Raw genomic sequence first — 22,039 nt, 5'->3', positions numbered from 1 at the left:
CGCGGAGATGGTTCCTCTCATCAGGTACCTCGAAGGAGGCGATGTTCGGAGGCGCGAGAGAGGGGGGCACAGAGAGGGGTGATGACCACAGCATCACCCTCCGGCGTCATACAGCGGGAGGGGGTGTCAGGGACAACGCCGGACACCTTCGATCCTGCCGGTATCAGGTCCAGGATCCTGCCTCATCCCACTCCTCCCGAAACATAGATCCCTGCGGATCCCGGAAGCCCCTGAAACCGGGAAAAGTATTCTGCCTGGACTGCGGCAGGGTCGAGGTCGGCGCAGAGGTCAGGGTGGAACCATGACGCGAGGTACTGGCGGCCGATGAAATACTGCGGCCCCTCGACGAGGGAGGTGTGGACCACGAAGACCTGCCCGGCTTTTACGGCCCGGGTGCCGGACCAGCCCGGCCTCCTGCCGATCTCATTTCGTACCTCGATGAAACGAACGGGGATCCGGTCGCCATACCCGCCCATCAGGTACGGCTCGCGGCCGACAAGTTTGACGACATATTCAGGGTCCGCAGCAAGAACCGCGGTGTCGCTCACCGTTTCGGTGCCGCTGAAGGCAGGCCGGCCGCCGGCGGCTTTGACCTCCTCGCAGAGAGGCGTCCCCTCCCCGCACGCGGTGTAGTCAACGACGTCCTCGGCATAGACGACCGGCGCCTCGCGCGGGTGAAGGCCGGCCAGGCAGGCGCGCACCCGTTCCTCTTCCTCGTCGATGAAGCGCGAGAGAGCGGCGGCACCGTCGTTCAGGCCAAGAAGATCTCCAAGAGCCCTGACTTCCCCGAGATAGGATGCGGGGGAGGAGCAGGCGACACGCACGACAGGAAGGCCGGCCTCTGAAATGGCCTGTGCAGCACGGTCCCCGCCTGCGCCCGCCTCGACGAAGACGGCATCGGGAGCGAGGGAGAGGAGCGCGGCAGTGTCGGGGTGTTCGGGGCTCCCGACCACTGCACGGCCCGCCATCTCAGGGAAGAAAGTCGAGGCCTGTGCCGTGGCAGAATCGATCCCGACAACATTCTCCATCGGGTACCCGATCGAACGGAGGGTTTCCAGCACGAACGGGTGCATGACGGCCGCACGCCTGACCGGCCGGTCAAACGAAGAGGGGGTGCTCCCTGCCGCACCGGTCCATGTCCAGGGCCTGCCGCCCCAGTAATAATAGACAAAGGCGGCGTCGGCAAGGTCGTCCCGCGGCGGTGCCTGACCGGTGCCATTCCGGTATTCGGTGTCCAGGTAGGCAAAGGCCGCCGAGACGAACTCCCCCTCGGAGAGGACGTCATCGCCATTGCCGTCACAGGGCAGGGCAGCCAGAGACGGGGTCACCAGCAGGAGGAGGAAGACGGCGACAGGGACAGACCTCACAGAGACCGCCCCCGGAAAAAGGCCGCGGCACCCAGGGCACACAGGGCGGTCCAGGCTGTCCAGCCAGGCAGGCCCGGGGTCGCCCCGGGGGTCCCGGCACCCTCTTCGGATCCGGTCCTGACGGTAACCTCCGTCCCATCGATAGCGCCGTGTTTGTCGGCAAGGAAATCTTCCCAGACGCCGGTAAAGGTGCCACTGCCGGTATCGGGGGCACGGACGCGGTACCTGACAATGGTGTCGTTCAGGACGACAAAGGAGACCTGCTGCCCCTTGATCGAGACTCTGCCAGGCGGATGGGTGGTGGAGACGAAGGTGAAGCCCGGGGGGACTGTCTCGACGATGCCGCCGACGGCGATCCCGCTCAGGTCCAGGGTCACCATAAACTCCTCGCCGGGAAGAGGGGCGGCCGCGATTTCCCGTACAGGGGCCGCCTGCACGGGAGTGGCTGCGACCGCCGCGACCAGGCAGAGGAGCAGGATGAGGGCAGGCTTCATTATGGAAAATCTGGGGAAGAGGCTCCAGATATAGTTTCCTCACCCGTATGCACCGGCGCAGCGGCAAGGGCCTCGGCAAGGGCGTCACAGTCATGGACGTCGGCCGCGACCATCCGGGCAAAGAGGGGGAGAGGGAGGAGGGGGCCGAACTTCCAGTCGGCCGGATCGGGCAGGGGGAGAGCGAGGGCAATGGAGGCGGCAGGCCGGGTCCGTATCGCACAGAGGGCGTCGTACACCTCCCCGGCCGGGTCAGGGCCGGTCACCCCTTCGACGAGGAGGCAGAGGTCGGATGCCCTGACCTTCGGGCCGTCGCCGAGGGCCTGCGCGAGGAGAGAGGCGAGCAACCTGTTAAGTCGGCCGCCATGGCAGGAGAGGACAAAGATGCCTTCTGAGCATTCGGTGACAAGGAAACCTTCGGCAGGGATGCCGGCCCCGATCTCGGTGGCGATGCCCCGGACCGCCGCCTGTTCCCGTTTCGCCAGGGGGAGGGACGACCTGCCGCGGGCGAGGATGCCCTGCACGGAACGGGCGATGACCGGGCTCATCGGCGCACCGCTTCCCGACCAGAAAGGGCGGCGGTCGGAGGCGCGCGAGCCCCCGCCCTCACCGACGACGGTGGCGATGCGGTGGCCGGGGTCGAGGGCGATGATCCGCCACCGCCGCCCGCCCAGGGTGCAGACTGTCCCGACTCCCCCGGCGACGAACCGCGCGTCGAGGTCGCCCACCTCCTCGCCTTCCGGCGTGAGGGCCCGGAACGCGGCGCCCGTGGAAAAGACAGAGAGGAGGGCCGACCAGTGGGACCGGGAGAAGTCCTTCTCTGCCGCGGGGCCGGGCATCAGGAAGGGGCCGTCGGCGGCAAGGTGGGTGGTGGCGAGGAGGTGGTCGACGATGGCCCCGGCGTCGTCGGGCGCGATGCCGGCAAGGACAGGGGACGAGAGAAGGGAGGTGAGGAGGGAGCGGCGCGGGAGACGTCCCGCACCGATGAGGGCGAGGAAAAGTTGCTGGACAAAGACCGTGTACGGGAGAGAGGGGGGCCTGAGGGGTTCGACCTCACGCCGCGCCGCCGCTTCGATCGCGCCGGCCGCCAGGAGGAGGTCGAGGTCCGACCCGAGGACAAAGGCCATCCGCGCGGCCCCGCCGCGCCTGCCTGTGCGGCCGAGGCGCTGAAGGAAGGAGGAGACAGATGTCGGGGGGCCGACCTGAACGACAAGGTCGAGGCCGCCGATGTCGATGCCGAGTTCCAGGGTGCTCGTGCAGATGACGCAGGAGGAGGGGACGGAGAGGGAGGCCTCGGCCTCCCGGCGCACCGCAGCAGAGAGGGACGAGTGGTGGACGGAGAGGCGATCGACCCTCCCTTTGAGGGCGGTGGCAAGTCCTTCGGCCTCGCTCCGACTCCGCACAAAGACGAGGGCCCGTTTGCCGGCGACCAGGCCGGCGACGGCGGCGGCCTGCTCCTCCTTCCCCACGGCAAGGGAGAAGGAGAACTGCTTCTTCCCGGGCCTGACCGGAGAGGCGACAAGGCCGGCCTCGCGGCCGGGACCGGAGAGCCAGGCAAGGATCTCGCCGGGGTTGCCGACCGTGGCCGAGAGGCCGATCCTCTGGAGGGGCCGGCCGGCGAGACGGTCGAGACGGTCGAGGAGACACCGGATCTGGACGCCGCGCAGGTCGGCGGCAAAGGCATGGACCTCGTCGACGACGACGAACCTGAGGTGCGCAAGGTCGGGCCTGAGAGAGCGGTCGAGGAGGATCACCTCCAGGGACTCGGGCGTCGTGAGGAGAATGTGGGGCGGGTCGCCGCCCGACCAGGAACGCTCGCCTTTTCCGACGTCGCCGTGCCACTTTGCGACCGAGAGGCCGGCAGGAGTGCATATCTCCAGCATCCTCTCCTCCTGGTCGTTGATCAGGGCCTTCAGGGGGGAGAGGCAGAGGCAGGCGACGCCGGGAAGACCGCCCTTCAGGACGGCATCGATCACCGGGATGAGCGCTGCCTCGGTCTTGCCCCCGGCCGTGCCGGCGACGACAAGGAGGTCGCGGCCGTCGGCGGCGGCCTGGCAGGCCGCCTCCTGCACCGGGCGCAGGTCGTCCCAGCCGAGGCGGCCGGCAATAATGCCCTGAAGAGTGGGATGGAGGGAGGAGAAGACGGCCGACATGGAGAAAAGTGCGGTCTTCGTCCATAACAAGTTTTCATCGCCGAAGAGCAAACCATCATATATGAGGACGGAGAGGCACTACCATGCCTCTCAGCAAGGAGTCGGCACGGCCCATCGTGCCCGGTGCAGCGCCGCTCACCAGACCGGAGATGCTGGCCCTCCTCCCCGACGTGCCGGGGTGGTGTCTGGAGAACGGACGGTTGAGACGGAGGTTCGTCTTCAGGTCCGTCGGCGAGGCATGCACCTTCATCAACGAGGTCATCGCCCTTGGATCGGAAAGCGCCAGCCACTACCCGGACATCTGTCTCAGGAAATACCACGAGGTGGAGGTCTCCTGGTACACCCACTCCTCAGGCGGGTTGACGCGGACAGACTTCGTCCTTGCCGCACAACTGGGGGAAAGGACAGGGCCGAAAGGGTTCTTCAGATAATCCAAACACTTTCTCACCGGCGCACGGGAAAACGGGGCAATGTCAAAGGTGAGCACGCCCTCTTTCAGGGGGGCAACCCTCGCGCTTCTTTACCCGACCGCTTCGGTTTCACCGTCCACGGGAGGGAGAAAAAGGGCAGTACATTAATCTATCCCCTGCTGCGAGGGAAACTATATACGCTGTGACAACCTTGTTAATATACCGGAGCGAGGTAGGGTAGTCAGGAAATCCCGACGGGCTCATAACCCGTAGACCGATGGTTCAAATCCATCCCTCGCTACTATTCTGATACTTTTTCAAAGCGCAGAGCGTTTTTTCCCCACGACAACACCGTGCAGCCCAGAGGCCACATAAAACGAGCATATTTCGCCTGCGGGCAGCTCGAAGATGTGCCTGAAAAGGAGTGTCCTTCAAAGGCCCCTGTTTTCGTACAATCGCCGGTGTTCGTCGCCCTTCAGGATTGGTCCGGGAAAGACAGGCCATCCATAGAAAATCCTATCCAGAACAACACCCCACACCGATATATCTGTCTCCCTTTCCGGATATCCAGGACATATGTCCCCCGGCCTCGAAGACCTCCGGCCCGGACCATCAATACCATACCGCTGCGCAAGCGACACCGATACGGAGGAGAGAAAGAAGAGAAAGAAAAAAGGGTTCAGTCCAGATCCAGATGAGTCTGGACGCTTCCTTTCATAAATTCGATGCACCGGCAGTCGCAGCACTCCCCGCAGACCTCGACCGGGTACTTCCCGGTGAGGCAGGCGGTGCAGAGGTTGCCGATGTCGATGCCGATCGCCTCCACCATCCTGTCCAGAGGGACATGATAGAGAGAGTCGGCATGGATGAGGTCGCGCACCTCATCGGTATTCCGCTCATTTGCAATGAGTTCGGTCCGTGTCGGGAAATCGACCCCGAGATAACAGGGGGCGATGATCGGCGGCGAACCGACCCTGAGATGGACTTCTTTCGCCCCGGCGTCCCTGACGATGTCGATGAGCCGCCGTGAGGTCGTGCCCCGCACCACCGAGTCGTCGATGAGCACGACAGACTTGTTCTCCAGGTGCTTCTTGATCGGGTTGAGCTTGATGCGCACGGCGTTCTCCCGCTTCCGCTGGTTCGGCATGATGAATGTCCGGCCCATATACCGGTTCTTCATCAGGCCCTCCAGGTACGGGGTACCCGACGCCGTCGAATAACCGATCGCGTATGCCGTCCCCGAATCAGGCACCGGAGCGACCATGTCGGCGTCGACAGGTGCACCGCGGGCGAGGACCTCACCGATCTTCCGGCGGGCGTCATAGACAAGAGTGCCGTCGATGACCGAGTCTGCCCGTGCGAAATAGACATACTCGAACATGCAGTGGGCGCGCCTATCAGACGTCGCGATCTGGACAGACCGGATCCCGTTCTCCGTGACCGTGATCAGTTCTCCGGGCCGCACGTCCCTGAGCAGGGTGCCGTTCAGGGCGTCGATCGCAACGCTCTCCGAGGCCACGATATATCCGGTCTCGGTGCGCCCGATGCAGAGGGGCTTGATCCCGAGAGGGTCGCGGAAGGCGTACAGCGTCTCGTCGAGCATCAGCACGACCGAGTACGACCCCCGCAACTTCCGCATCGCCACACCGACGGCGTCCTCGACAGAGCCCGAGTCGCGGAGCTCGTGGGCAAGGATCGTCGCGATCACCTCGGAATCGGTGCTTGTGCAGAAGATCTGTCCGTCCTGTTCATAGGCGGACCGCAGGGCATCGGTATTCACGAGGTTGCCGTTGTGAGCAAGGGAGAGCGTATGATCTCTACAGACAAAATTGAATGGCTGGATGTTCTCCGGCAAGTTTGCGCCGGTCGTCGGATACCGGACATGCCCGATACCAACGTTCCCACTGAGCTCCTGGAGTATCTGCTCATCAAATACCTCGGCCACAAGCCCTTTGCCCTTGTGGACATAGGGCCGGTGGTCAAAAGTGGACATCCCCGCGCTCTCCTGCCCGCGGTGCTGGAGAGCGTACAGGGCATAGTATAGCGGGAAAGAGACACCGCCAGCATCCACGATGCCAACGATCCCACACATGATCTGACCTGAAAACTTAATGGGTCGGGATCCGGGAACGCTTCGTCGTCCACTTGTGACTGACCAGTTTCTTGCTCCGCCCGAAACCACAGGCAGAGCAGACCTTGTGCCGTGCGTGGAAGGACATCTTCCCGCACCGGCGGCAGATAATGTGACTGTGCTTCTGCCGCTTACCCATTGATGGTGTACCTTTCGTCATAACCGTTCACCGTAATTATTCAACAGAGGGAGATATATAGATCACATTGTCCCCGCGTACGATCAACGTACCGCGTTTCTCCACCTTGCCTTCGATCTCTTCTTCGGCCCGATCGAGGACGAGGTTTAAATGGACGTCGTAACCCTGCAGGACTCCGCGGATCTCACGCCCGCCTTTCAGAGAAATGATAACAGGCTGGCCGTTGAGCACCTGATCCAGAATCTCTAGTGGTCTTTTTGTCATGGCAATTACCTTTCAGACCTCTTCAAGAGTACCATACGTGCGTGGGGAATCTACTTAAATATACCGCGTCGAACGGTTTAAAGCAGAATAGACCAGAATCGTGGTGAACAATGGAAGAGATAAAGGTCAAAAAAAGGCACACGATCAAAAAGTCGGAGATCGCGCGCATCAGAAACGCCCTGAAAGATGAAATCGGAGACGAAGAGACACTTTTCACATCAAAGAGTATCGAGGTCGTAGAAACGACGTCAGCCTTCAGCATCTATCTGGTGGAGAAAAAACCCGCTTTCATGGCCTTCGAGGACTGGATCTTCCCGACGGTGCGTGGGGCGATCGAACACCCCTTCGCCGCCCGGAGGATCACGATCGATTCCGGGGCCGTGCCGTACGTGATGAACGGTGCCGATATCATGCGCCCCGGCATCGTCGCCGCCACGCCGGACATCAAGAAGGACCGCCCGTGCATCATTGCCGAGGAGAGGTACGGCAAGCCCCTCGCGGTGGGCGTCGCCCTGTACGATGGGACGGACCTCCTTGCACTGGAGAAGGGAAAGGCCGTCAGGACAGTCCACCGCGTCGGAGACCTGATCTGGAACCTGGAACTCTGAGGATGGATTGGATACCATTAAATAAATTCCATTCTACAGTTCTTTCCATGGGTAAATTTCTCGATTCCATCATGGGCAAGAGCGCTCCTGCACATCAGGACGACTATATGGAACTGGATCTGGCATCGTACGAGGGTACGGCCAGTGACGAGCCCGCATCGATGCTTGTGAAAGTCGCCCAGATCGCCGATATCAAGGACACCCCCCGCGTGAAGGACGAGGTTTACAATGGCAATGTTGTCATCGTCGACATCTCCCGGCTGAAGCTTGACAAGATCATGTACGAGCGGGTCTTAAAAGACCTCAGGGAGGTTGCCAATGACGTCAACGGCGACATCATCGGCCTTGGCGACCAGCAGTACGTCATCATTACCCCCATGTCGGTAAAGATCTCCCGCGAGAGGATCGGAGGAGCGTAGTGCGGAACGTCCTGCATGCGCCCTGTCCGATCTGTAAACAGGAGATCGAGTATATCTACCAGACGGAAGAAATCCCATATTTTTCGGAGATCCTCATCGAGAGCGCGGTCTGTCCCTGCGGTTGGCGGATGGCCGACACGTTCATCCTCCGGAACGGCCAGCCTGAAAGAAGCGAGATACGGATCTCGGGCGAGGACGATCTCTCGGTACGGGTGGTGCGCAGTTCCGCCGGCACGATCGAAGTACCCGAACTCGGGATCACGGTGAATCCCGGGCCGGCGTCGGAGGGGTTCATAACCAATGTAGAGGGGGTGCTCGACCGGATCGAGGACGCTCTCGATATCGCCCTGAAGACGGCCGACAGCGAGGAAAGGGATCGGGCTATCTCCATCAAGGCGCAGATCGAGGCGGTCAAGCGCGGCGAGGAGAGCATCACCCTGGTCATCGACGACCCCTCGGGCAACTCCGCAATCATCAGAAACCCGAAGGACGCTGATGCCGACCAAGAAGAAGAACAGGCAGGGCAGACCTCGCCCTGACCTGATACGATCTTTTCTGGCTCTTTTGAATCTTTATCCCGGATCGATCTCTCCTCTGGTTGCATGATGAGCGATGCGGACCCCTCCACCTTCCTCCCAGATATACCGAGAACGTACACTCCCGCGTCAAACCTCAAGAACAGGATTTACCATGAAAATGATCCAGACGTTCAATTCTGGAGTTATGGATGAGAATTTGAACACACAGATTTCTCTCATACCTGATATACGGAGAACAAAACCGCCCTCAGAACGATCGGGCTCTCTGCCTTCCCGCCCCTATCTTCGTCCCGGGGGTCCGGGGGCAGCGCCCCCGGCGTGAAGATGTGGGAAGGGGTGATGATCAGGCGTGCCGCCCCGACCGCAGAATCTTCACCGCCGTCTCGCACCGGGGGGCGGCAAGTGAACAGTATCCTTCAGGTGCCCTGTTGCAAGGAGAGGAATCAAGTATCCCTCCGCACTCAGGAGAACTGCAACGAGAATTTTTCATCACGTATGCTTGAGCCAGGGGTTCATGCCCGATTCTACAGAGCCATAAAACCAGAAAAAAGAAGATCAGTGGATCTTCACGCCGCGGAGGTACGCGCCGCTCTCCGGGACGGCGGTGCCCGCCACCTGCACGTCGGGGATGACTGCCCTGAGGGCAGGGAGGCTCGATTCGGGGATGACAAAGGCATAGCCCATGCCCATATTGAAGGTGCGGTACATCTCGTTCTCGTCAAGACCGCCCAACTCCTGGATCCAGGCAAGGATCTCGGGGACGGGCAGGGGGTCGGTGATGTCGAAACCGTACTTCGAGAGGCGGGTGAAGTTCAGGAGGCCGCCGCCGGTGATGTGGCACATGCCGTGGACGTCGCAGACCGCGGCGGCGTCCAGGGCCTCGCGGTAGATCCGCGTCGGCGTGAGGAGGGCCTCGCCGACCGTCCGTCCCGAGGGGAGAACGACGTCATAGCCGCCGTTCTCCAGGGCGACCTTCCTGGCGAGGGTGTAACCGTTCGAGTGGACGCCTGTCGAGGGCACGCCGACGATAAGGTCGCCGGGGGCGATCGTCTCACCGGTGACGACCTTATCTTTCTTCTGGGCGCCAAGGCAGGTGCCTGCAAGGTCAAGGCCGGTGACGAGGCCCTTCAGGGTCGCAGTCTCCCCGCCGACGATGTTCATGTTCGCCTGGCGCGCCCCTTCATTGAGGCCGATCCCGATCTGGCGCATCTTATCCACGGAAATGCCCTCGGTGGCGATATAGTCGACGAAAGCCACCGGCTCCAGGTTCATCACGAAGAGGTCGTTGACATTCATCGCCACGCAATCGATGCCGACCGTCGACCAGTCCTGCAGGCCGTCGGCGACGAGCATCTTCGTGCCGACGCCGTCGACGGCAAGGGCAAGCGCCATGTCGCCGAAGTCGATGAGCCCGGCGAAGTGGCCGACGCTCCCGAGCATCGGGAAGGAGCCCTGACGCCGGTAGGAAAGCTGGTCAATAAGCGTGCGCACGCCCCGCGCTTCGAGATCGATGTCCACGCCGGCTTCGGCGTACCCTGTACTTTTACTCATCTTTGCATTCCTCCGAAAGCCTGAATTCGTCGTGGAGCACCTGCAGTGCCTTTCTGCTCTCGTCCTGCCGCACCACGAACGAGACGTTCACCTCTGACGATCCCTGCGAGATCATCATCACATTGACCCCGGCCTTGCCGAGGGCGGTGAAGATCCTGCCCGAGATCCCGGGCGTCCCGGCCATGCCTGCGCCGATGACCGCGATCGCCACGACGTTCCGGTCGGAGGTGACCTCGCGGACCAGGCCGCTCTTCACCGGGGCTGCAAGCACCTCAAGGGCGAGCGGCAGGTCGTTCTCCTCGATGATCAGGGAGATGTTCGCCTGCGACGAGGCCTGCGAGATCATCATCACGTTGATCCCGGCGTCGCCGAGAGCGGTGAAGATCTCCCTGGCCACGCCCGGCCTGCCGATCATCTGGACGCCGTTGATGTTGACGAGGGCGACGCGGGCGATGTGGGTGATCGCCTTGACGACACGCTTCTCCTTCTGCTCCTGCCGGCGGACGACTGTGCCGGGAGAGTCAGGGTTGAAAGTATTCTTCACCCGGACGATGGTGTCCTTCTCCATCGCGGGTTCGATCGTCTTCGGGTGGAGGACCTTCGCCCCGAAGTATGAGAGTTCCATCGCCTCGCGGTAGCTGACATAGGACAGGACACGGACATCTGCAATGATCTTCGGGTCGGAGGTCATCACGCCGTCGACGTCGGTCCAGATCCAGATCTCGTCGGCGTCGATGGCACGGCCGACGATCGCGGCCGAGTAGTCGGAACCGCTGCGGCCGAGAGTGGTGACGATGCCCTCGGGGGTGCAGCCCATGTAGCCGGTGATCACCGGCATGCCGTCCATGAGGAGGGGGACGACCCGGCTGTGAATACGGGGGTCGCTCTGCGGCAGGACAAGAGCGTCGCCGTGCTTGCTCGTCGTCAGGATCCCGGCTTCGCAGCCATCGAGGGCGGTGGAGGGGATGCCCCGCTCCCTGATCGCAGCCGAGAGGATGAGCGCCGAAAGACGCTCGCCATAACTGACGATATAGTCCTTCGAACGCTGGGTGAGTTCATGGAGGGCGTGAACCGCCGTAAGGATGTGTTCGAGGTTGACAAGGCGCTCGTTGATGACAGCCCCCACCTCTTCGGCCTGGCCGGGAGCGGCGGCTTCGAGCGTCTTGAGATGTTTCGCCCGGAGAGCCTGGATAAATGCGGCAATCGGGGGCTCTTCTACAGATGATTCGGCCTCGGCAGCGATCGCATGGAGCTGATCGGTGACGCCCGACATCGCCGATACGACGACCGCCACCTCATGCCCTTCGGCATGGTAGCGGGCGAGGATGTCGACAGTCCGCCCGATCGCCCCGGCATCGCCGACCGAGGTGCCGCCAAATTTCATTACAAGCCTCATTTATGGCTCACTCTCACTGGTCCCACACAATGGTATTTATGTACTGACACTTCCCACGGTATAATAGGATGCGCGCGCTGGATAGTATCGACTGCCATACCCTTGTCATCGGGAGTGGCGGCGCCGGAGTGAGGGCGGCGATCGAAGCCGACCGGTATGGCGAGACGGTCCTCCTCTCGAAGAGCATCACCGGAAAGGGGGGGTGCACGACGATGGCGGAGGGCGGGTACAACGCCGTTTTGCGGGAAGGTGATGCCTGTACCGTGCATGCGGAGGACACCCTCAGGGGAGGGGCGTACCTCAACGACCCGGCCCTGGTCGAGGCTCTTGCCGCCGACGCCCCCGCGCGCCTTGCCGACCTCGTCTCCTGGGGCGCCGTCTTCGACGCCTCCGCGGACGGCGAGGTGGCCCAGCGATCTTTCGGCGGGCAGAGTATCCCGCGGACCTGCTATGCAGGCGACAGGACAGGGCACGAGATAATGGCGACGCTGATGGAGCGTCTCCGCGGGAGCGGGGTCGAGCGGATCGAGGAGACCGCCGCCATAGATCTCCTGAAGGACGGGGAGAGGGTCTGCGGAGCCCTCGTCCTCGACAAAAAAGGCGAGATCGTTCCTATCAGGGCCGACGCCGTCGTCCTTGCCGCAGGTGGGGGGGCGAGAGCCTATGACGTCTCCACGAACTCCGGGACAGGGACGGGGGACGGTTTCGCCCTCGGGTACCGGGCCGGGGCAGAACTCATCGACATGGAGATGGTCCAGTTCCACCCGACAGGCGCCGTGTACCCGTACGACGCCCGCGGTCGCCTGGTCACGGAGGCGGTGCGTGGCGAGGGCGGGCGCCTCATCAACACGTCGGGCGAGCGCTTCATGGCATATTACGACGAGAAGAGGATGGAACTCTCCACCAGGGACGTCGTCGCCCGGGCGATCGCCACCGAAGTGCTGGAGGGACGGGGGACGACGAACGGCGGCGTCTGGCTCGACGTCACCCACCTCCCGGCAGAGACGATCGAGGAACGCCTGCCCGTGATGCTGGCGCAGTTCCTCAGGTTCGGCGTGGACATCAGGAAAGAACCGATGGAGGTCGCCCCGACCGCCCACCACATCATGGGCGGCCTTCGCATCACGCCGGAGGGGCAGACAAGCCTCCCCGGCCTCTTCGCCTGCGGCGAAACGGTGGGCGGGGTCCACGGGGCAAACCGCCTCGGCGGCAACGCCCTGGCCGACACCCAGGTCTTCGGGAAGCGGGCAGGCGAAGCCGCGGGGAAGGCGCCGAAACACACCGCACGGATCGACCCGGCGCAGGTCGAGGCGCAGGAGCGGCGTATCGCTGCGTTCTTCGAGGGCACGGAGTCCCCTGACGGCGTGAAGGGGCGCCTCCAGCAGGCGATGTGGAACGGCGCCGGGATCAGGCGGGACAGTGCCGGGCTGAAGCGGACCCTTGGAATCGTCGAAGAACTCGCCGCGTTGCCTCTCAGGGCGGCGACACCGCGGAACCTCATCGAGTGCTGCGGGGTGCAGAACCTCTGCACGACCTCGATGCTCATCTGCGGGTCGGCCCTCCTGCGCCCGGAGAGCCGCGGCGCTCACTGGAGGACCGACGTCGCCCAGACCTGGGACGCACAGACCTCTCCTTTCGGTCACACGCACATCAGCCGTGCCGGCGCTTCCATCGAGGAGATGAGGGGATGAAGAGCATCACCTTTACAATCGCGCGTTTCGACCCTGAGTCCGAGAAAGAACCGCATTTCGAAGAATACTCCGTCGAGGTGCATGAGGGGGCGCGGGTGCTCCACGCCCTCCATGCCGTCCACGCACAGGACCCCTCCCTTGCCTACCGCTGGTGCTGCGGGTCGGGCCAGTGCGGCAGCTGCGCGGTCCGCGTCGACGGCGAACCTGCCCTTGCCTGCCTTACCGAGGCACGCGACGGGATGGTTGTCGCACCCCTCGACCTCCCGGTCGTGAAGGACCTGGAGGTGGACCTCGCGCCGTACCTCGGCCGCCTCCCTTCCATCGTCCCGGGCGGGTGTGCGGGTTTCCCGACAAAGGAGGAGATCAATGCGATCAAGCCCCTGCGGGAGTGCATCGAGTGCATGTCCTGTGTCTCGGTCTGTCCGGCGCTGAAGGTGACTGACTTTGCCGGGCCGACGGCGATGCGGCAGGAACTCCGCCTTGCTCTCGACCCGAGAGACGCCGGCGACCGCATCCCTGAGGCCGTCGAAAAGGGGCTCTTCTGCTGCACAAGTTGCCAGAAGTGCTGGAAGGTCTGCCCGAAGGAGATCAAGATCCCGGGAAAGGCGATCGAAAAACTGCGGGAGATCGCAAACCGGCAGGGCCTGACCCTGCCGAGGCACGCCGAGGTGGCCGAACTTGTCAGGCAGACCGGCCGGAGTGTCACCAGGACGAAGGAGACCCTCCTCGAACAGGTGCCCCAGGTGATCGAGCCGTACGGCGAGGTGCGGGCGACAGTCGGGTTCTTTGTGGGTTGCATGTACAACGGCCGCCTCCCGGAGACCGCCCTCGACATGCTCGAAGTGATGAGAAGAAACGGCATCAGGGTTGTCATCCCGCACGAACAGGTCTGCTGCGGGTCGCCCCTGATCAGGACAGGCCAGACCACCTTCCTCGACCACCTGAAGAGGCGGAATATCGAGGCATTCAGGACCCGGGACATCGACACGGTGATGACGATGTGCGCCGGGTGCGGGTCGACCCTGAAGCACGATTACAAAACCCCGTTCAGGGTGATGGACGCCACCGAGGTGCTGACAGAGTACGGGATCGCGGACCCGGCGAAGCTCCACCTCACCGCGACCTATCATGACCCCTGCCATCTCCTGCGGGGGCAGGACGTCCGCGACCAGCCGCGGGAACTCCTCAAGAAGGTCGTCGAACGCTTTGTCGAGACGCCGAACCAGTGCTGCGGGTCGGGCGGCGGCGTCCGCGCCGGCATGCCGGAGGAGGCGGCCGCACTCGGGAAGATGCGGGGCGAGGCCTTCGAGAAGAGCGGGGCGGATATTGTCGTCTCCTGCTGTCCCTTCTGCGAGTTCCACATCTCGGAAAACACGAAACTCCCGGTGAAGGACCTCATGACCCTGTTGCGCGAAGGGTATGAGGAGAAGGACCGGAAGGAGCAGAAAAAGGCATAAAACTGCAGCCCGGACCGTAAAATATCATCTTTTTTCGCCGGAGATCATTGCCCGGCAGGTCCCGACCAACACTATATTATCACGACCCGCCGATCAGGAGGGATCAGGGGACCCTCATGGACGCCGCCATCCTCGACGACATTGTCGTCATCTTCGCCCTCTCCATCGCGATCATCTTCGTCACCTCCCGACTGAAGGTGCCCGGCATCGTCGGGTTCCTCATCGCGGGGATGGTCGCCGGCCCCCATGCCCTGGGGCTCGTGCAGGAGACCGAAACCGTCGAGGCCCTCGCCGAGATCGGGGTGGTCCTCCTCCTCTTCACCATCGGGATGAAGTTCTCGTTCACAGAACTCCTGCGGATACGGCGGGCCGTGCTTGTCGGCGGCACCCTCCAGGTGCTCCTGACGGTCACGGCGGTGGCTGCAGGCGCATGGATCACCGGCATCCCCCCGGCACAGGCCGTCTTCCTCGGTTTTCTCCTCTCCCTCTCCTCGACGGCGATCGTCCTCTCCCTGCTGCAGGGGCGCTCCGAGGTCGAAAGCCCGCACGGGAGGACCGCCCTCGGGATCCTCATCTTCCAGGACCTCGCGATCATCCCCATGATGCTCCTCGTCCCGATGCTCGCCGGGGCCGAAGGGGTGGGAGGGACGTCTGTCCCCCTCTTCCTTGCCACCTCCGCAGGGATCATCGGGTTCGTCGTCGTCTCCGCGAAGTGGCTTGTCCCGGCCGCCCTCTACCATGTCGCCCGCCTGCGGAGCCCGGAGATCTTCCTCCTCTCCGTCCTGGTCATCTGCCTCTTCACCGCCTGGCTCACCCAGAGCGCCGGCCTCTCCCTCGCCCTGGGTGCCTTCCTGGCCGGGCTGATCATCTCGGAGTCCGAGTACTCCCAGGACGCCATCGGTGCCGTCATCCCCTTCAAAGAGGTCTTCACGAGTTTCTTCTTCGTCTCGGTCGGCATGCTCCTCGACGCCGGTTTCTTCCTGGCCAACCCCGTGATCATCCTCATCATCACCGCGGGCGTCATCGTCGCCAAAGCCCTCGTCGCCGGCGGTGTCACCCTCGCCATCGGCCACTCCCTCCGTACGGCCGTCCTCACCGGATTCGCGATCAGCCAGATCGGAGAGTTCTCTTTTGTCCTCTCCAGTGCCGGCCTCAGCGCAGGGCTCATCGACGGGGCACTGTACCAGGCCTTCCTGGCGATGGTGGTCGTCACGATGATCGCCACACCCTTCGTCTTCTCCGCGGCGCCGAAGGTCGCCGACAGGGCGATGCGCCTCGACCTTCCCGAGCGGATCAGGCGGGGCACGATCAGGGAGACGTTCGCGAAGGAGCCCGAGATGAACGACCACATCATCATCGTCGGGTTCGGGATCGGCGGGAAGAACGTCGCCAGGGCGGCACAGGCGGCGAAGATCCCGTATGTGGTCATCGAGACGAACCCGGAGACGGTGAGACTGGAGAGGGTGAAAGGAGAACCGATCCACTACGGCGACGCCACACGGAGAGCGGTCCTCGGCCATGCCGGCATCAGGACGGCAAAGGTGCTCGTCGTCGTCATCTCCGACCCCTCGGCGACACGGCGGATCATCGCCGCCGCCCGCCGGGCAAACCCGCACCTGCGGATCATCGCCCGCACCCGGTATGTCGGCGACATCGACGAACTCGCCAGCCTCGGCGCCGACGAGGTGATCCCCGAGGAATATGTCACCTCGATCGAGATCTTCACCCGCATCCTCACCGCCTACCTTGTCCCGAGGGACGAGATCGAGCGTTTCACCGCGGAGGTGCGGGCCGACGGCTACGTACTCTTCCGGTCGGCGGAGGCCGCACGGCCCGGCCTCCACGACATCGGGTTCTACCAGCCTGGTGCCGAGGTGGAGAGCCTGCGGGTCGGGGAAGGGGCGGCCATCGCGGGCATGACCCTCGCGGAGGCCGACCTGCGGCGGAAGCACGGCGTCACCATGCTCGCGGTCCGCCGGGGGGCGCGGGTGATCGCCGCCCCGGACGGTGAGACGGCAATCCTCGCCGGCGACGTCTGCGTCGTCATCGGCCCCGAGGACAGGATCGCCGACGTCGACCACCTCTTCAGGGAGAGAAAGGAAGGGTGAGGGTCACCGGGAGAGCAGGTACGCGTGCGCCTCCAGGGCCGCCTTCGCTCCCTCACCTGCCGCGATGATGATCTGCTTGCCATGAACGGAGGTGACGTCACCGGCCGCAAAGATGCCGGGCACGCTTGTGCAGCAGTTTTCGTCGACGACGATCTCGCTGCCGGTATTGATCCTGACAAGATCCTGGACGGCCCCGATATTCGGTTCGTGACCGATCTCGGCGAAGACACCGTCGACGGCGATCTCCTCCTCGGCTCCCGTCTCCTTCTGCCGGATCTTCACGCCGGTGAGCACCGTCTCGCCGACAAGGCCGGAGACGACATAGGGCCGGTGGACGGCCACGTTCTCCTTTGTCTTCAGGAGGTCGAGATAGACGGCGTCGGCCTTCAAGGCGCTCCTGACGATGAGGTGGACCGTCCGCGCGATCTTCGCCATCTCAAGCGTCGTGGTCACCGCTGAGTTGCCGCCGCCGACGACGGCGACGTCCTTGCCCCGGAAGAGGGGGCCGTCGCAGGTTGAGCAGACCGAGACGCCCCGGCCCCAGAACCTCTCCTCGCCCTCGACACCGAGGCGGCGGGGGCTGCGGCCGGTGGCGACGATGACGCTCCTCGCCCTGAAGGTCCGGTCGCCGTACGTCGTGACGACGAAGGTGCTGTCCTCCCTCCTGACGCCGATAGCCCGGTCGAGTTCGAGGCTGACATTCAGGCCCCGCGCCTGCTCCTCGAACTTCGCCATCAGGTCCTCGCCCGAGACCACCCGGTAGCCCATATAGTTCTCGACTGCCCAGCTCTCCATCGCCTGCCCACCGATGTTCTCCGTGATGATCAGGGTGGAGAGGAGTTTCCGCGTCGTGTACACCCCGGCGGTGAGGCCCGCGGGGCCGGCGCCCAGGATAACGATGTCGTAGAGTTCTTCCTTCTTCTCAGTGCCGAAGAGGGCGTTGAGGCGGGGTGCGTCGAAACCGACGACCACGTCCTCCCCCACCACCGTCACCGGAACGCCGAGCTGCTTCGAGACCCGGAAGAGTTCGCGGGCCGCCTCCTCGTCTTCGCCGACGTCGATATTTTCGTATTCTATCCCGTGTTTCTCCAGAAAGGCCTTGACCATCCGGCAGTACGGGCACTGCTTCGTGGAGTAGACTTTCACCTCCGGCATAGGGGGGAGTTGGAAGGCCGGGATAAAAGGGTTGTGCAGGTCGGGGATCGACCCCGACCTTTCCACCTTCGCGCCGGGTTTGCACCAGGGTGGTGGAAACGAGGCGGCGGCAGAAGGGGACCGTTCCTGAGAGGTATGTGCGTACAGAGTACAGTATGAGAAGTGTGTACAGATACCCGGGGTAATTTACACACGATCCGGAGAACATACGGCACGCCTGCGGGGGTGGTGTATGGTGCTGCGATACGCGGGCTGGTGTAAACGTCGGCGTGCACCCGGCGTGCACGGCTCTGTTGCCGGATCGGCGGCTGTCGACGACGGATCTCCCCGGTGCAATACCGGCGCGAAGGAGAGAAAACAGGTGCAACGGTGCAAAAGACAGGGGGCCGCAGTCTCCGCTTTACAATCTCTGTATGATGTATCCGATCCACTATTCCCGACGTTTTTCAAAAACCGCCGGGAAAGAATGTTTCATGGGCGGTTTTCCAGAAAAAAAGGAGAGGTTTATTCAACCTTGATGAAGTTCTTCCCGGCCTCACCGCAGATCGGGCACGTCTCCGGCGCCTTCCCGATCTCGATGTTCCCGCACCAGGGGCAGAGGAAGACCTCGGCGCCCTCGAAGTCCTTCCCGGCGAGGACGGCCTCAAGGGCCTTCGTATAGAGACCGGCATGGACCTGCTCGGCCTTCATCGCGTGGGTGAAGATAGCGACGGCCTCGGGCTTGCCCTCTGTCTTCGCCTCTTCGACGAAGGCCGGGTACATCTCGGTGAACTCGTCGGTCTCGCCCTCGATGCTCCCCTGGAGGTTCTCGGCCGTCTTTTTGATCCCGCCCATCACGGAGAGTTCGCGCTTTGCGTGGATCGCCTCGGCCTGCGATGCGGCGCGGTACAGGCGTGCCACGTTCTTGAAGCCTTCCTTGTCCGCCTTCTCCGAGAAGGCGAGGTACTTGCGGTTCGCCTGCGACTCGCCGGCAAATGCTGCCTTGATATTCTCCAGTGTTGCCATGACCATCTCTTCTGCAGGCATCCATAAAAAAATATTCCCGTCCTTCTCCACCGTACCAGGCATAAAGGAGCACATCTGTCCATTCAAGCACCCATATGACACCGATCCAGAAGAGGAGAGTATTCGAAGATTTATATACTGCGAGGGCAGATCACCCCCTGATGAAACAGATGCGGGAGGTGCCCGCCCGCGAGCGGCCACGGGAGAAGATCGCGGCGAAGGGTGCGACGGCCCTCACCGACCGCGAACTCATCGCCGCGATCATCGGGAGCGGCGTGGCCGGGCGCGACGTGCTGGAGGTCGCCCGCGAGATCGAAGGGGTGATCGCGGACTCGTGCGTCCCGCCGTACGACGCCCTTGTCAGGGTGCCGGGCGTCGGGGAGGCCAGGGCCTGCCAGATCACCGCCGCCTTCGAACTTGCCCGGCGCCGCTTCCTCCCGGCGGAGACGCGGGTCACCTGCCCGGCCGACGTCCTCCCCCTCGTGAAGTACCTCGCCGACAGGCAGCAGGAGTACTTTATCTGTATCTCCTTGAACGGCGCCGGCGAGGTCGTCGGCAACAGGGAGGTCACGAAAGGGCTCATCAATTACAGCCCCGTCCACCCGCGGGAGGTCTTCGCCGACGTGATCACCGACAGGGCGACCTCGGTGGTCTTCGTGCACAACCACCCCTCGGGGAGTCTCCAGCCGAGCAGGGAGGACATCGCCATGACGAAACAACTCACGGCCGCGGCGGACATTCTCGGCATCAGGGTGCTCGACCACCTCATCATCACAAAGAAGGGCCACCTCTCCATGCGGGAGGCAGGGCTCCTCTGAGGGGGGAGGCGATGGAGTACGACCGGGTCAGGCGGACACTCTGGCTCATCCTCATCCTCAACGTCATCGTAGCCGTCGCAAAGGCGGTCTTCGGCTTCATGGCCGGTTCGATGTCCATGGTCGCCGACGCCCTCCACTCTTCCTTCGACTCGGCCTCGAACATCATCGGCCTTGCCGCCACCGGCATCGCCGCCCGCCCCCCTGACAGGGACCACCCGTACGGCCACGCGAAGGTCGAGACTTTTGGGACACTTCTCGTCGGCGGGATGCTCCTCCTGACCGCCTACTGGGTGATCAGCGAGGGGGTCGTCCGCCTCACCACCGGCGCCGTCCCCCACATCACCGCCCTGACCGTCGGCGTGATGGTCGCCACGACCGCCATCAACATCTTCGTCGCCCTGTACGAGAGGCGGGTGGGCGAGGAACTCGGGAGCAGTTTTCTCATCGCCGATTCCGAACACACGAAGAGCGACGTCTTCGTCTCCCTCTCTGTCCTCGGGGGTTTCGTCGTCGTGTACCTCGGTTATCCCCTGGCCGACCCCCTCATCGCCCTTGCCATCGGGGCGCTCATCGGCAGGATGGGCCTCTCCATCGTACGGGAGGCCGGGATGGTCCTCACCGACGCCGCCACCGTGCAGTGCGAGGAGAATGTCAGGGAGATCGTCGCCGGGATCCCGGGCGTCCTCGGTTCGCACGAGTTCAGGTGCCGGGGCGCCCCCGGCGAAATGATGGCCGACATCCATATCACCGTCGATCCCGCCATGACCGTCGAGGAGGCGCACGGGATCGCAAAGGAGGTCGAGGCCGCGATCACGGGGGGCGTCCCCGGCATGAAGGAGGTGATCGTCCATATCGAACCGGGGGAGAGGGACGGGAGGGAGAAGGTCTGAGGGGGGACTCAGGAGGCTGAGTCTCCTCTTTGATTTTACTGCGTGCGTACCGATCCGTTGCCTTCCCCCTACAGTCCGCCGGGGGCAAGCCCCCGGACCCCCGATCCAGGATAGAACAGGGGAAGGATAAACCCTGCATGTCGAAGAGGACTGTCACCCGCTCCCTATCGTAATGGGGAGTGCAAGCGTTAGCGAGCATGAGAAAAAGGACAGATCATTTTCGAGAGCCGAAAGAAGTGAGGAAAAGAAGACCGTTAGGTCTTCGCCGCCCGGCAGATGAAATACCCCCGGAACATGTGCAAGACGGGATTTCTCCAGTTATCGCTTTAGATATTACCCTTACCCAAGGAATTCTACAGATCTTTTTTCCCGACCAACCGGCAGAGCTCCTTCCCCTTCTCGTAGGCGGCCTCGACGACCTTGGGCCGCGTCCTGATGTCCCGCACATGGTCCATGTCCTTCTGGAAGACCCCCTCCCAGTACGGGCAGTCGATGATCTCGCAGAAGGTCCGCGTCGTCTGGAGGGCGCCGTCGAAGTTGTCGGGAAGGTTCATGCCGGAGATGCAGATGAACAGGGTCTTTCTCTCCTTCCGGCGCTCTTTTGAGATGAAAGGCTGCATGCGCATATACTTCGCCATATAAAAGACCTGAAACCGGTCCATGAAGGACTTCAACTTGCCCGGGATACCCATCGTCATGATCGGCGTGGCGATGATCAGGCCGTCCATCTCCCTGAACTTCCGGTAGTACGGCGTCAGGTCGTCCTGCATCTGGCAGTCCTCATGGGCCATGCAGTGGAGGATCTCCATGCAGGGCTGAAAATTGAGGTACGGCACCATCACCTTCTCGACCTCGCACCCCGCCTCTTCAGCCCCTTCCACCGCCTTATTGAAGAGGTACGCGGTGTTGCCCCCCCGCACCGGGCTTCCAAGCAGGGCGATGATCTTTTTCGGCATACGATCGACCTCGGTCTGCTGCTCTATATAGTTACTCTCGACACGGGAAGGCGGGGCCAAAAAATGAGCAAAGAATATATAAAAAGGAATTATAATCAGTCGCTGGTGAAACAGTGATGGCAGAAAAACCCAAGGACGTGAAAGCAGGCCAGAAGGTCGGGCCAGGGACCTATGTCTGCATCGACTGCGGCCGCGAACTCCATGTGACCGAGGCAGAGAGGGACCTCGTCCAGTGCCCGAGTTGCGCCTGTGAGAACTACCAGTGCTTCCCGATGACCCATATCAGGCCCGACATCAAGACGCCGGAAGACGCCATTCACCCGCCGAAGCGGAAGAAATAGATCCTTCACGAGGGCGAGGACGATGGTCAATGTCGAGGAAGTGGGGCAGGTCTTCATCTGTGAGATCTGCGGCAACGTCGTTGAAGTGAAAGAAGTTGGTGGAGGAGAACTGGTTTGCTGCGGCGAACCGATGGTCCTCCGGGAGTAAGA

22 protein-coding genes and 1 tRNA gene are annotated in these 22,039 nt (G+C 63.0%); 12 read left to right on the top strand and 11 right to left on the bottom strand.

Annotation, left to right across the window (positions count from 1 at the left end; genetic code table 11):
• Positions 1-182: 182 nt before the first annotated feature.
• From BP869_RS05765 to BP869_RS05755, 3 genes are read right to left on the bottom strand one after another with little or no spacing between them, the layout of a single operon-like run.
• Entirely contained in the window at positions 183-1,367 is a 1,185-nt protein-coding gene (locus BP869_RS05765; RefSeq protein WP_342677766.1) for an ABC transporter substrate-binding protein, read from the bottom strand.
• Positions 1,364-1,861 carry a hypothetical protein gene (locus tag BP869_RS05760; protein ID WP_342677764.1) on the bottom strand — a complete coding sequence of 166 codons (498 nt, stop codon included), beginning with the start codon at positions 1,859-1,861 and terminating at the stop codon, positions 1,364-1,366. The genes BP869_RS05765 and BP869_RS05760 overlap by 4 nt, the downstream gene beginning before the upstream one ends.
• Complete coding sequence (locus tag BP869_RS05755; protein WP_342677762.1) at positions 1,861-4,041, bottom strand: DEAD/DEAH box helicase; 2,181 nt, start codon at positions 4,039-4,041, stop codon at positions 1,861-1,863. Before BP869_RS05755 ends, BP869_RS05760 begins: the two co-directional genes overlap by 1 nt.
• Positions 4,042-4,094: 53 nt before the next feature.
• Between BP869_RS05755 and BP869_RS05750 the strand changes: the two genes are divergently transcribed.
• A complete protein-coding gene (locus tag BP869_RS05750; RefSeq protein ID WP_067046627.1) occupies positions 4,095-4,442 on the top strand; it encodes a 4a-hydroxytetrahydrobiopterin dehydratase in 348 nt (115 codons plus the stop codon).
• A gap of 205 nt (positions 4,443-4,647) precedes the next feature.
• Positions 4,648-4,722, top strand: a tRNA-Met gene (locus BP869_RS05745).
• Between the two features lie 378 nt (positions 4,723-5,100).
• Here BP869_RS05745 and purF read toward each other — a convergent pair.
• From purF to BP869_RS05730, 3 genes are read right to left on the bottom strand one after another with little or no spacing between them, the layout of a single operon-like run.
• Positions 5,101-6,513, bottom strand: coding sequence for an amidophosphoribosyltransferase (gene purF / locus BP869_RS05740; RefSeq protein WP_342677759.1), 1,413 nt, complete (start codon positions 6,511-6,513; stop codon positions 5,101-5,103).
• 16 nt (positions 6,514-6,529) lie between these two features.
• On the bottom strand, positions 6,530-6,712 hold the full coding sequence (locus BP869_RS05735; protein WP_067046631.1) for a 50S ribosomal protein L37e: 183 nt from the start codon (positions 6,710-6,712) through the stop codon (positions 6,530-6,532).
• Between the two features lie 15 nt (positions 6,713-6,727).
• The gene (locus BP869_RS05730) at positions 6,728-6,955 is read right to left on the bottom strand and encodes an LSM domain-containing protein (RefSeq protein WP_067046633.1); all 228 of its coding nucleotides are present in this window, start codon (positions 6,953-6,955) and stop codon (positions 6,728-6,730) included.
• A gap of 110 nt (positions 6,956-7,065) precedes the next feature.
• Here BP869_RS05730 and BP869_RS05725 point away from each other — a divergent pair, with 110 nt between their 5' ends.
• Genes BP869_RS05725 through BP869_RS05715 form a run of 3 tightly spaced genes read left to right on the top strand, consistent with a single transcriptional unit; the run spans position 7,066 to position 8,521 of the window.
• Entirely contained in the window at positions 7,066-7,563 is a 498-nt protein-coding gene (locus BP869_RS05725) for an RNA-binding protein (RefSeq protein WP_342677755.1), read from the top strand.
• A gap of 47 nt (positions 7,564-7,610) precedes the next feature.
• Positions 7,611-7,982: a cell division protein SepF gene (locus BP869_RS05720; RefSeq protein ID WP_342677753.1), complete on the top strand. Its 372-nt coding sequence runs from the start codon at positions 7,611-7,613 to the stop codon at positions 7,980-7,982.
• Positions 7,982-8,521 (top strand): ZPR1 zinc finger domain-containing protein, encoded by a 540-nt coding sequence (locus BP869_RS05715; RefSeq protein WP_342677751.1) that lies wholly within the window; start codon positions 7,982-7,984, stop codon positions 8,519-8,521. The genes BP869_RS05720 and BP869_RS05715 overlap by 1 nt, the downstream gene beginning before the upstream one ends.
• A 555-nt stretch (positions 8,522-9,076) precedes the next feature.
• Here BP869_RS05715 and purM read toward each other — a convergent pair.
• Complete coding sequence (gene purM / locus BP869_RS05710) at positions 9,077-10,072, bottom strand: phosphoribosylformylglycinamidine cyclo-ligase (protein ID WP_342677749.1); 996 nt, start codon at positions 10,070-10,072, stop codon at positions 9,077-9,079.
• Entirely contained in the window at positions 10,065-11,456 is a 1,392-nt protein-coding gene (locus BP869_RS05705; protein WP_342677747.1) for an aspartate kinase, read from the bottom strand. The genes purM and BP869_RS05705 overlap by 8 nt, the downstream gene beginning before the upstream one ends.
• Positions 11,457-11,536: 80 nt before the next feature.
• Between BP869_RS05705 and tfrA the strand changes: the two genes are divergently transcribed.
• The 3 genes from tfrA to BP869_RS05690 all read left to right on the top strand — a co-directional run bounded on the left by tfrA (position 11,537) and on the right by BP869_RS05690 (position 16,724).
• Positions 11,537-13,159, top strand: coding sequence for a fumarate reductase (CoM/CoB) subunit TfrA (gene tfrA, locus BP869_RS05700; protein ID WP_342677745.1), 1,623 nt, complete (start codon positions 11,537-11,539; stop codon positions 13,157-13,159).
• The gene (tfrB, locus tag BP869_RS05695) at positions 13,156-14,616 is read left to right on the top strand and encodes a fumarate reductase (CoM/CoB) subunit TfrB (protein ID WP_342677742.1); all 1,461 of its coding nucleotides are present in this window, start codon (positions 13,156-13,158) and stop codon (positions 14,614-14,616) included. Before tfrA ends, tfrB begins: the two co-directional genes overlap by 4 nt.
• 116 nt (positions 14,617-14,732) lie before the next feature.
• Positions 14,733-16,724 carry a cation:proton antiporter gene (locus BP869_RS05690; protein WP_342677740.1) on the top strand — a complete coding sequence of 664 codons (1,992 nt, stop codon included), beginning with the start codon at positions 14,733-14,735 and terminating at the stop codon, positions 16,722-16,724.
• Positions 16,725-16,727: 3 nt separating this feature from the next.
• Here the strand turns inward: BP869_RS05690 and BP869_RS05685 are convergent, their stop codons facing one another.
• Positions 16,728-17,879, bottom strand: a complete 1,152-nt coding sequence (locus tag BP869_RS05685; protein WP_342677738.1) for an FAD-dependent oxidoreductase — start codon at positions 17,877-17,879, stop codon at positions 16,728-16,730.
• Positions 17,880-18,383: 504 nt separating this feature from the next.
• Entirely contained in the window at positions 18,384-18,884 is a 501-nt protein-coding gene (locus BP869_RS05680) for a rubrerythrin family protein (protein ID WP_342677736.1), read from the bottom strand.
• Positions 18,885-19,045: 161 nt separating this feature from the next.
• On the opposite strand from BP869_RS05680, the gene radC reads away from it, so the two are divergent.
• Entirely contained in the window at positions 19,046-19,702 is a 657-nt protein-coding gene (radC, locus tag BP869_RS05675) for a RadC family protein (RefSeq protein ID WP_342677734.1), read from the top strand.
• 11 nt (positions 19,703-19,713) lie between these two features.
• On the top strand, positions 19,714-20,592 hold the full coding sequence (locus BP869_RS05670) for a cation diffusion facilitator family transporter (RefSeq protein ID WP_342677732.1): 879 nt from the start codon (positions 19,714-19,716) through the stop codon (positions 20,590-20,592).
• A 353-nt stretch (positions 20,593-20,945) separates the two neighbouring features.
• Here BP869_RS05670 and BP869_RS05665 read toward each other — a convergent pair whose 3' ends face one another.
• The gene (locus tag BP869_RS05665) at positions 20,946-21,548 is read right to left on the bottom strand and encodes a flavodoxin family protein (RefSeq protein WP_342677731.1); all 603 of its coding nucleotides are present in this window, start codon (positions 21,546-21,548) and stop codon (positions 20,946-20,948) included.
• 116 nt (positions 21,549-21,664) lie between these two features.
• On the opposite strand from BP869_RS05665, the gene BP869_RS05660 reads away from it, so the two are divergent.
• Positions 21,665-21,889: a zinc ribbon-containing protein gene (locus BP869_RS05660; RefSeq protein WP_342677729.1), complete on the top strand. Its 225-nt coding sequence runs from the start codon at positions 21,665-21,667 to the stop codon at positions 21,887-21,889.
• Positions 21,890-21,911: 22 nt separating this feature from the next.
• Positions 21,912-22,037 carry a desulfoferrodoxin FeS4 iron-binding domain-containing protein gene (locus BP869_RS05655; protein WP_300167229.1) on the top strand — a complete coding sequence of 42 codons (126 nt, stop codon included), beginning with the start codon at positions 21,912-21,914 and terminating at the stop codon, positions 22,035-22,037.
• Positions 22,038-22,039: the final 2 nt, after the last annotated feature.

It is taken from the genome of Methanofollis sp. UBA420 (assembly GCF_002498315.1).
Classification (GTDB): domain Archaea; phylum Halobacteriota; class Methanomicrobia; order Methanomicrobiales; family Methanofollaceae; genus Methanofollis.
This window is presented reverse-complemented; position numbering and strand designations above follow the sequence as displayed.

Bases quoted from the DNA above. Each gene is read 5' to 3' on its own strand.
- BP869_RS05760 (WP_342677764.1), bottom strand. From the start codon at position 1,861: ATGAAGCCTGCCCTCATCCTGCTCCTCTGCCTGGTCGCGGCGGTCGCA.
- BP869_RS05750 (WP_067046627.1), top strand. From the start codon at position 4,095: ATGCCTCTCAGCAAGGAGTCGGCACGGCCCATCGTGCCCGGTGCAGCG.
- purF (WP_342677759.1), bottom strand. From the start codon at position 6,513: ATGTGTGGGATCGTTGGCATCGTGGATGCTGGCGGTGTCTCTTTCCCG.
- BP869_RS05735 (WP_067046631.1), bottom strand. From the start codon at position 6,712: ATGACGAAAGGTACACCATCAATGGGTAAGCGGCAGAAGCACAGTCAC.
- BP869_RS05730 (WP_067046633.1), bottom strand. From the start codon at position 6,955: ATGACAAAAAGACCACTAGAGATTCTGGATCAGGTGCTCAACGGCCAG.
- BP869_RS05725 (WP_342677755.1), top strand. From the start codon at position 7,066: ATGGAAGAGATAAAGGTCAAAAAAAGGCACACGATCAAAAAGTCGGAG.
- BP869_RS05720 (WP_342677753.1), top strand. From the start codon at position 7,611: ATGGGTAAATTTCTCGATTCCATCATGGGCAAGAGCGCTCCTGCACAT.
- purM (WP_342677749.1), bottom strand. From the start codon at position 10,072: ATGAGTAAAAGTACAGGGTACGCCGAAGCCGGCGTGGACATCGATCTC.
- BP869_RS05705 (WP_342677747.1), bottom strand. From the start codon at position 11,456: ATGAAATTTGGCGGCACCTCGGTCGGCGATGCCGGGGCGATCGGGCGG.
- tfrA (WP_342677745.1), top strand. From the start codon at position 11,537: ATGCGCGCGCTGGATAGTATCGACTGCCATACCCTTGTCATCGGGAGT.
- tfrB (WP_342677742.1), top strand. From the start codon at position 13,156: ATGAAGAGCATCACCTTTACAATCGCGCGTTTCGACCCTGAGTCCGAG.
- BP869_RS05690 (WP_342677740.1), top strand. From the start codon at position 14,733: ATGGACGCCGCCATCCTCGACGACATTGTCGTCATCTTCGCCCTCTCC.
- BP869_RS05685 (WP_342677738.1), bottom strand. From the start codon at position 17,879: ATGCCGGAGGTGAAAGTCTACTCCACGAAGCAGTGCCCGTACTGCCGG.
- BP869_RS05680 (WP_342677736.1), bottom strand. From the start codon at position 18,884: ATGGCAACACTGGAGAATATCAAGGCAGCATTTGCCGGCGAGTCGCAG.
- radC (WP_342677734.1), top strand. From the start codon at position 19,046: ATGAAACAGATGCGGGAGGTGCCCGCCCGCGAGCGGCCACGGGAGAAG.
- BP869_RS05670 (WP_342677732.1), top strand. From the start codon at position 19,714: ATGGAGTACGACCGGGTCAGGCGGACACTCTGGCTCATCCTCATCCTC.
- BP869_RS05665 (WP_342677731.1), bottom strand. From the start codon at position 21,548: ATGCCGAAAAAGATCATCGCCCTGCTTGGAAGCCCGGTGCGGGGGGGC.
- BP869_RS05660 (WP_342677729.1), top strand. From the start codon at position 21,665: ATGGCAGAAAAACCCAAGGACGTGAAAGCAGGCCAGAAGGTCGGGCCA.
- BP869_RS05655 (WP_300167229.1), top strand. From the start codon at position 21,912: ATGGTCAATGTCGAGGAAGTGGGGCAGGTCTTCATCTGTGAGATCTGC.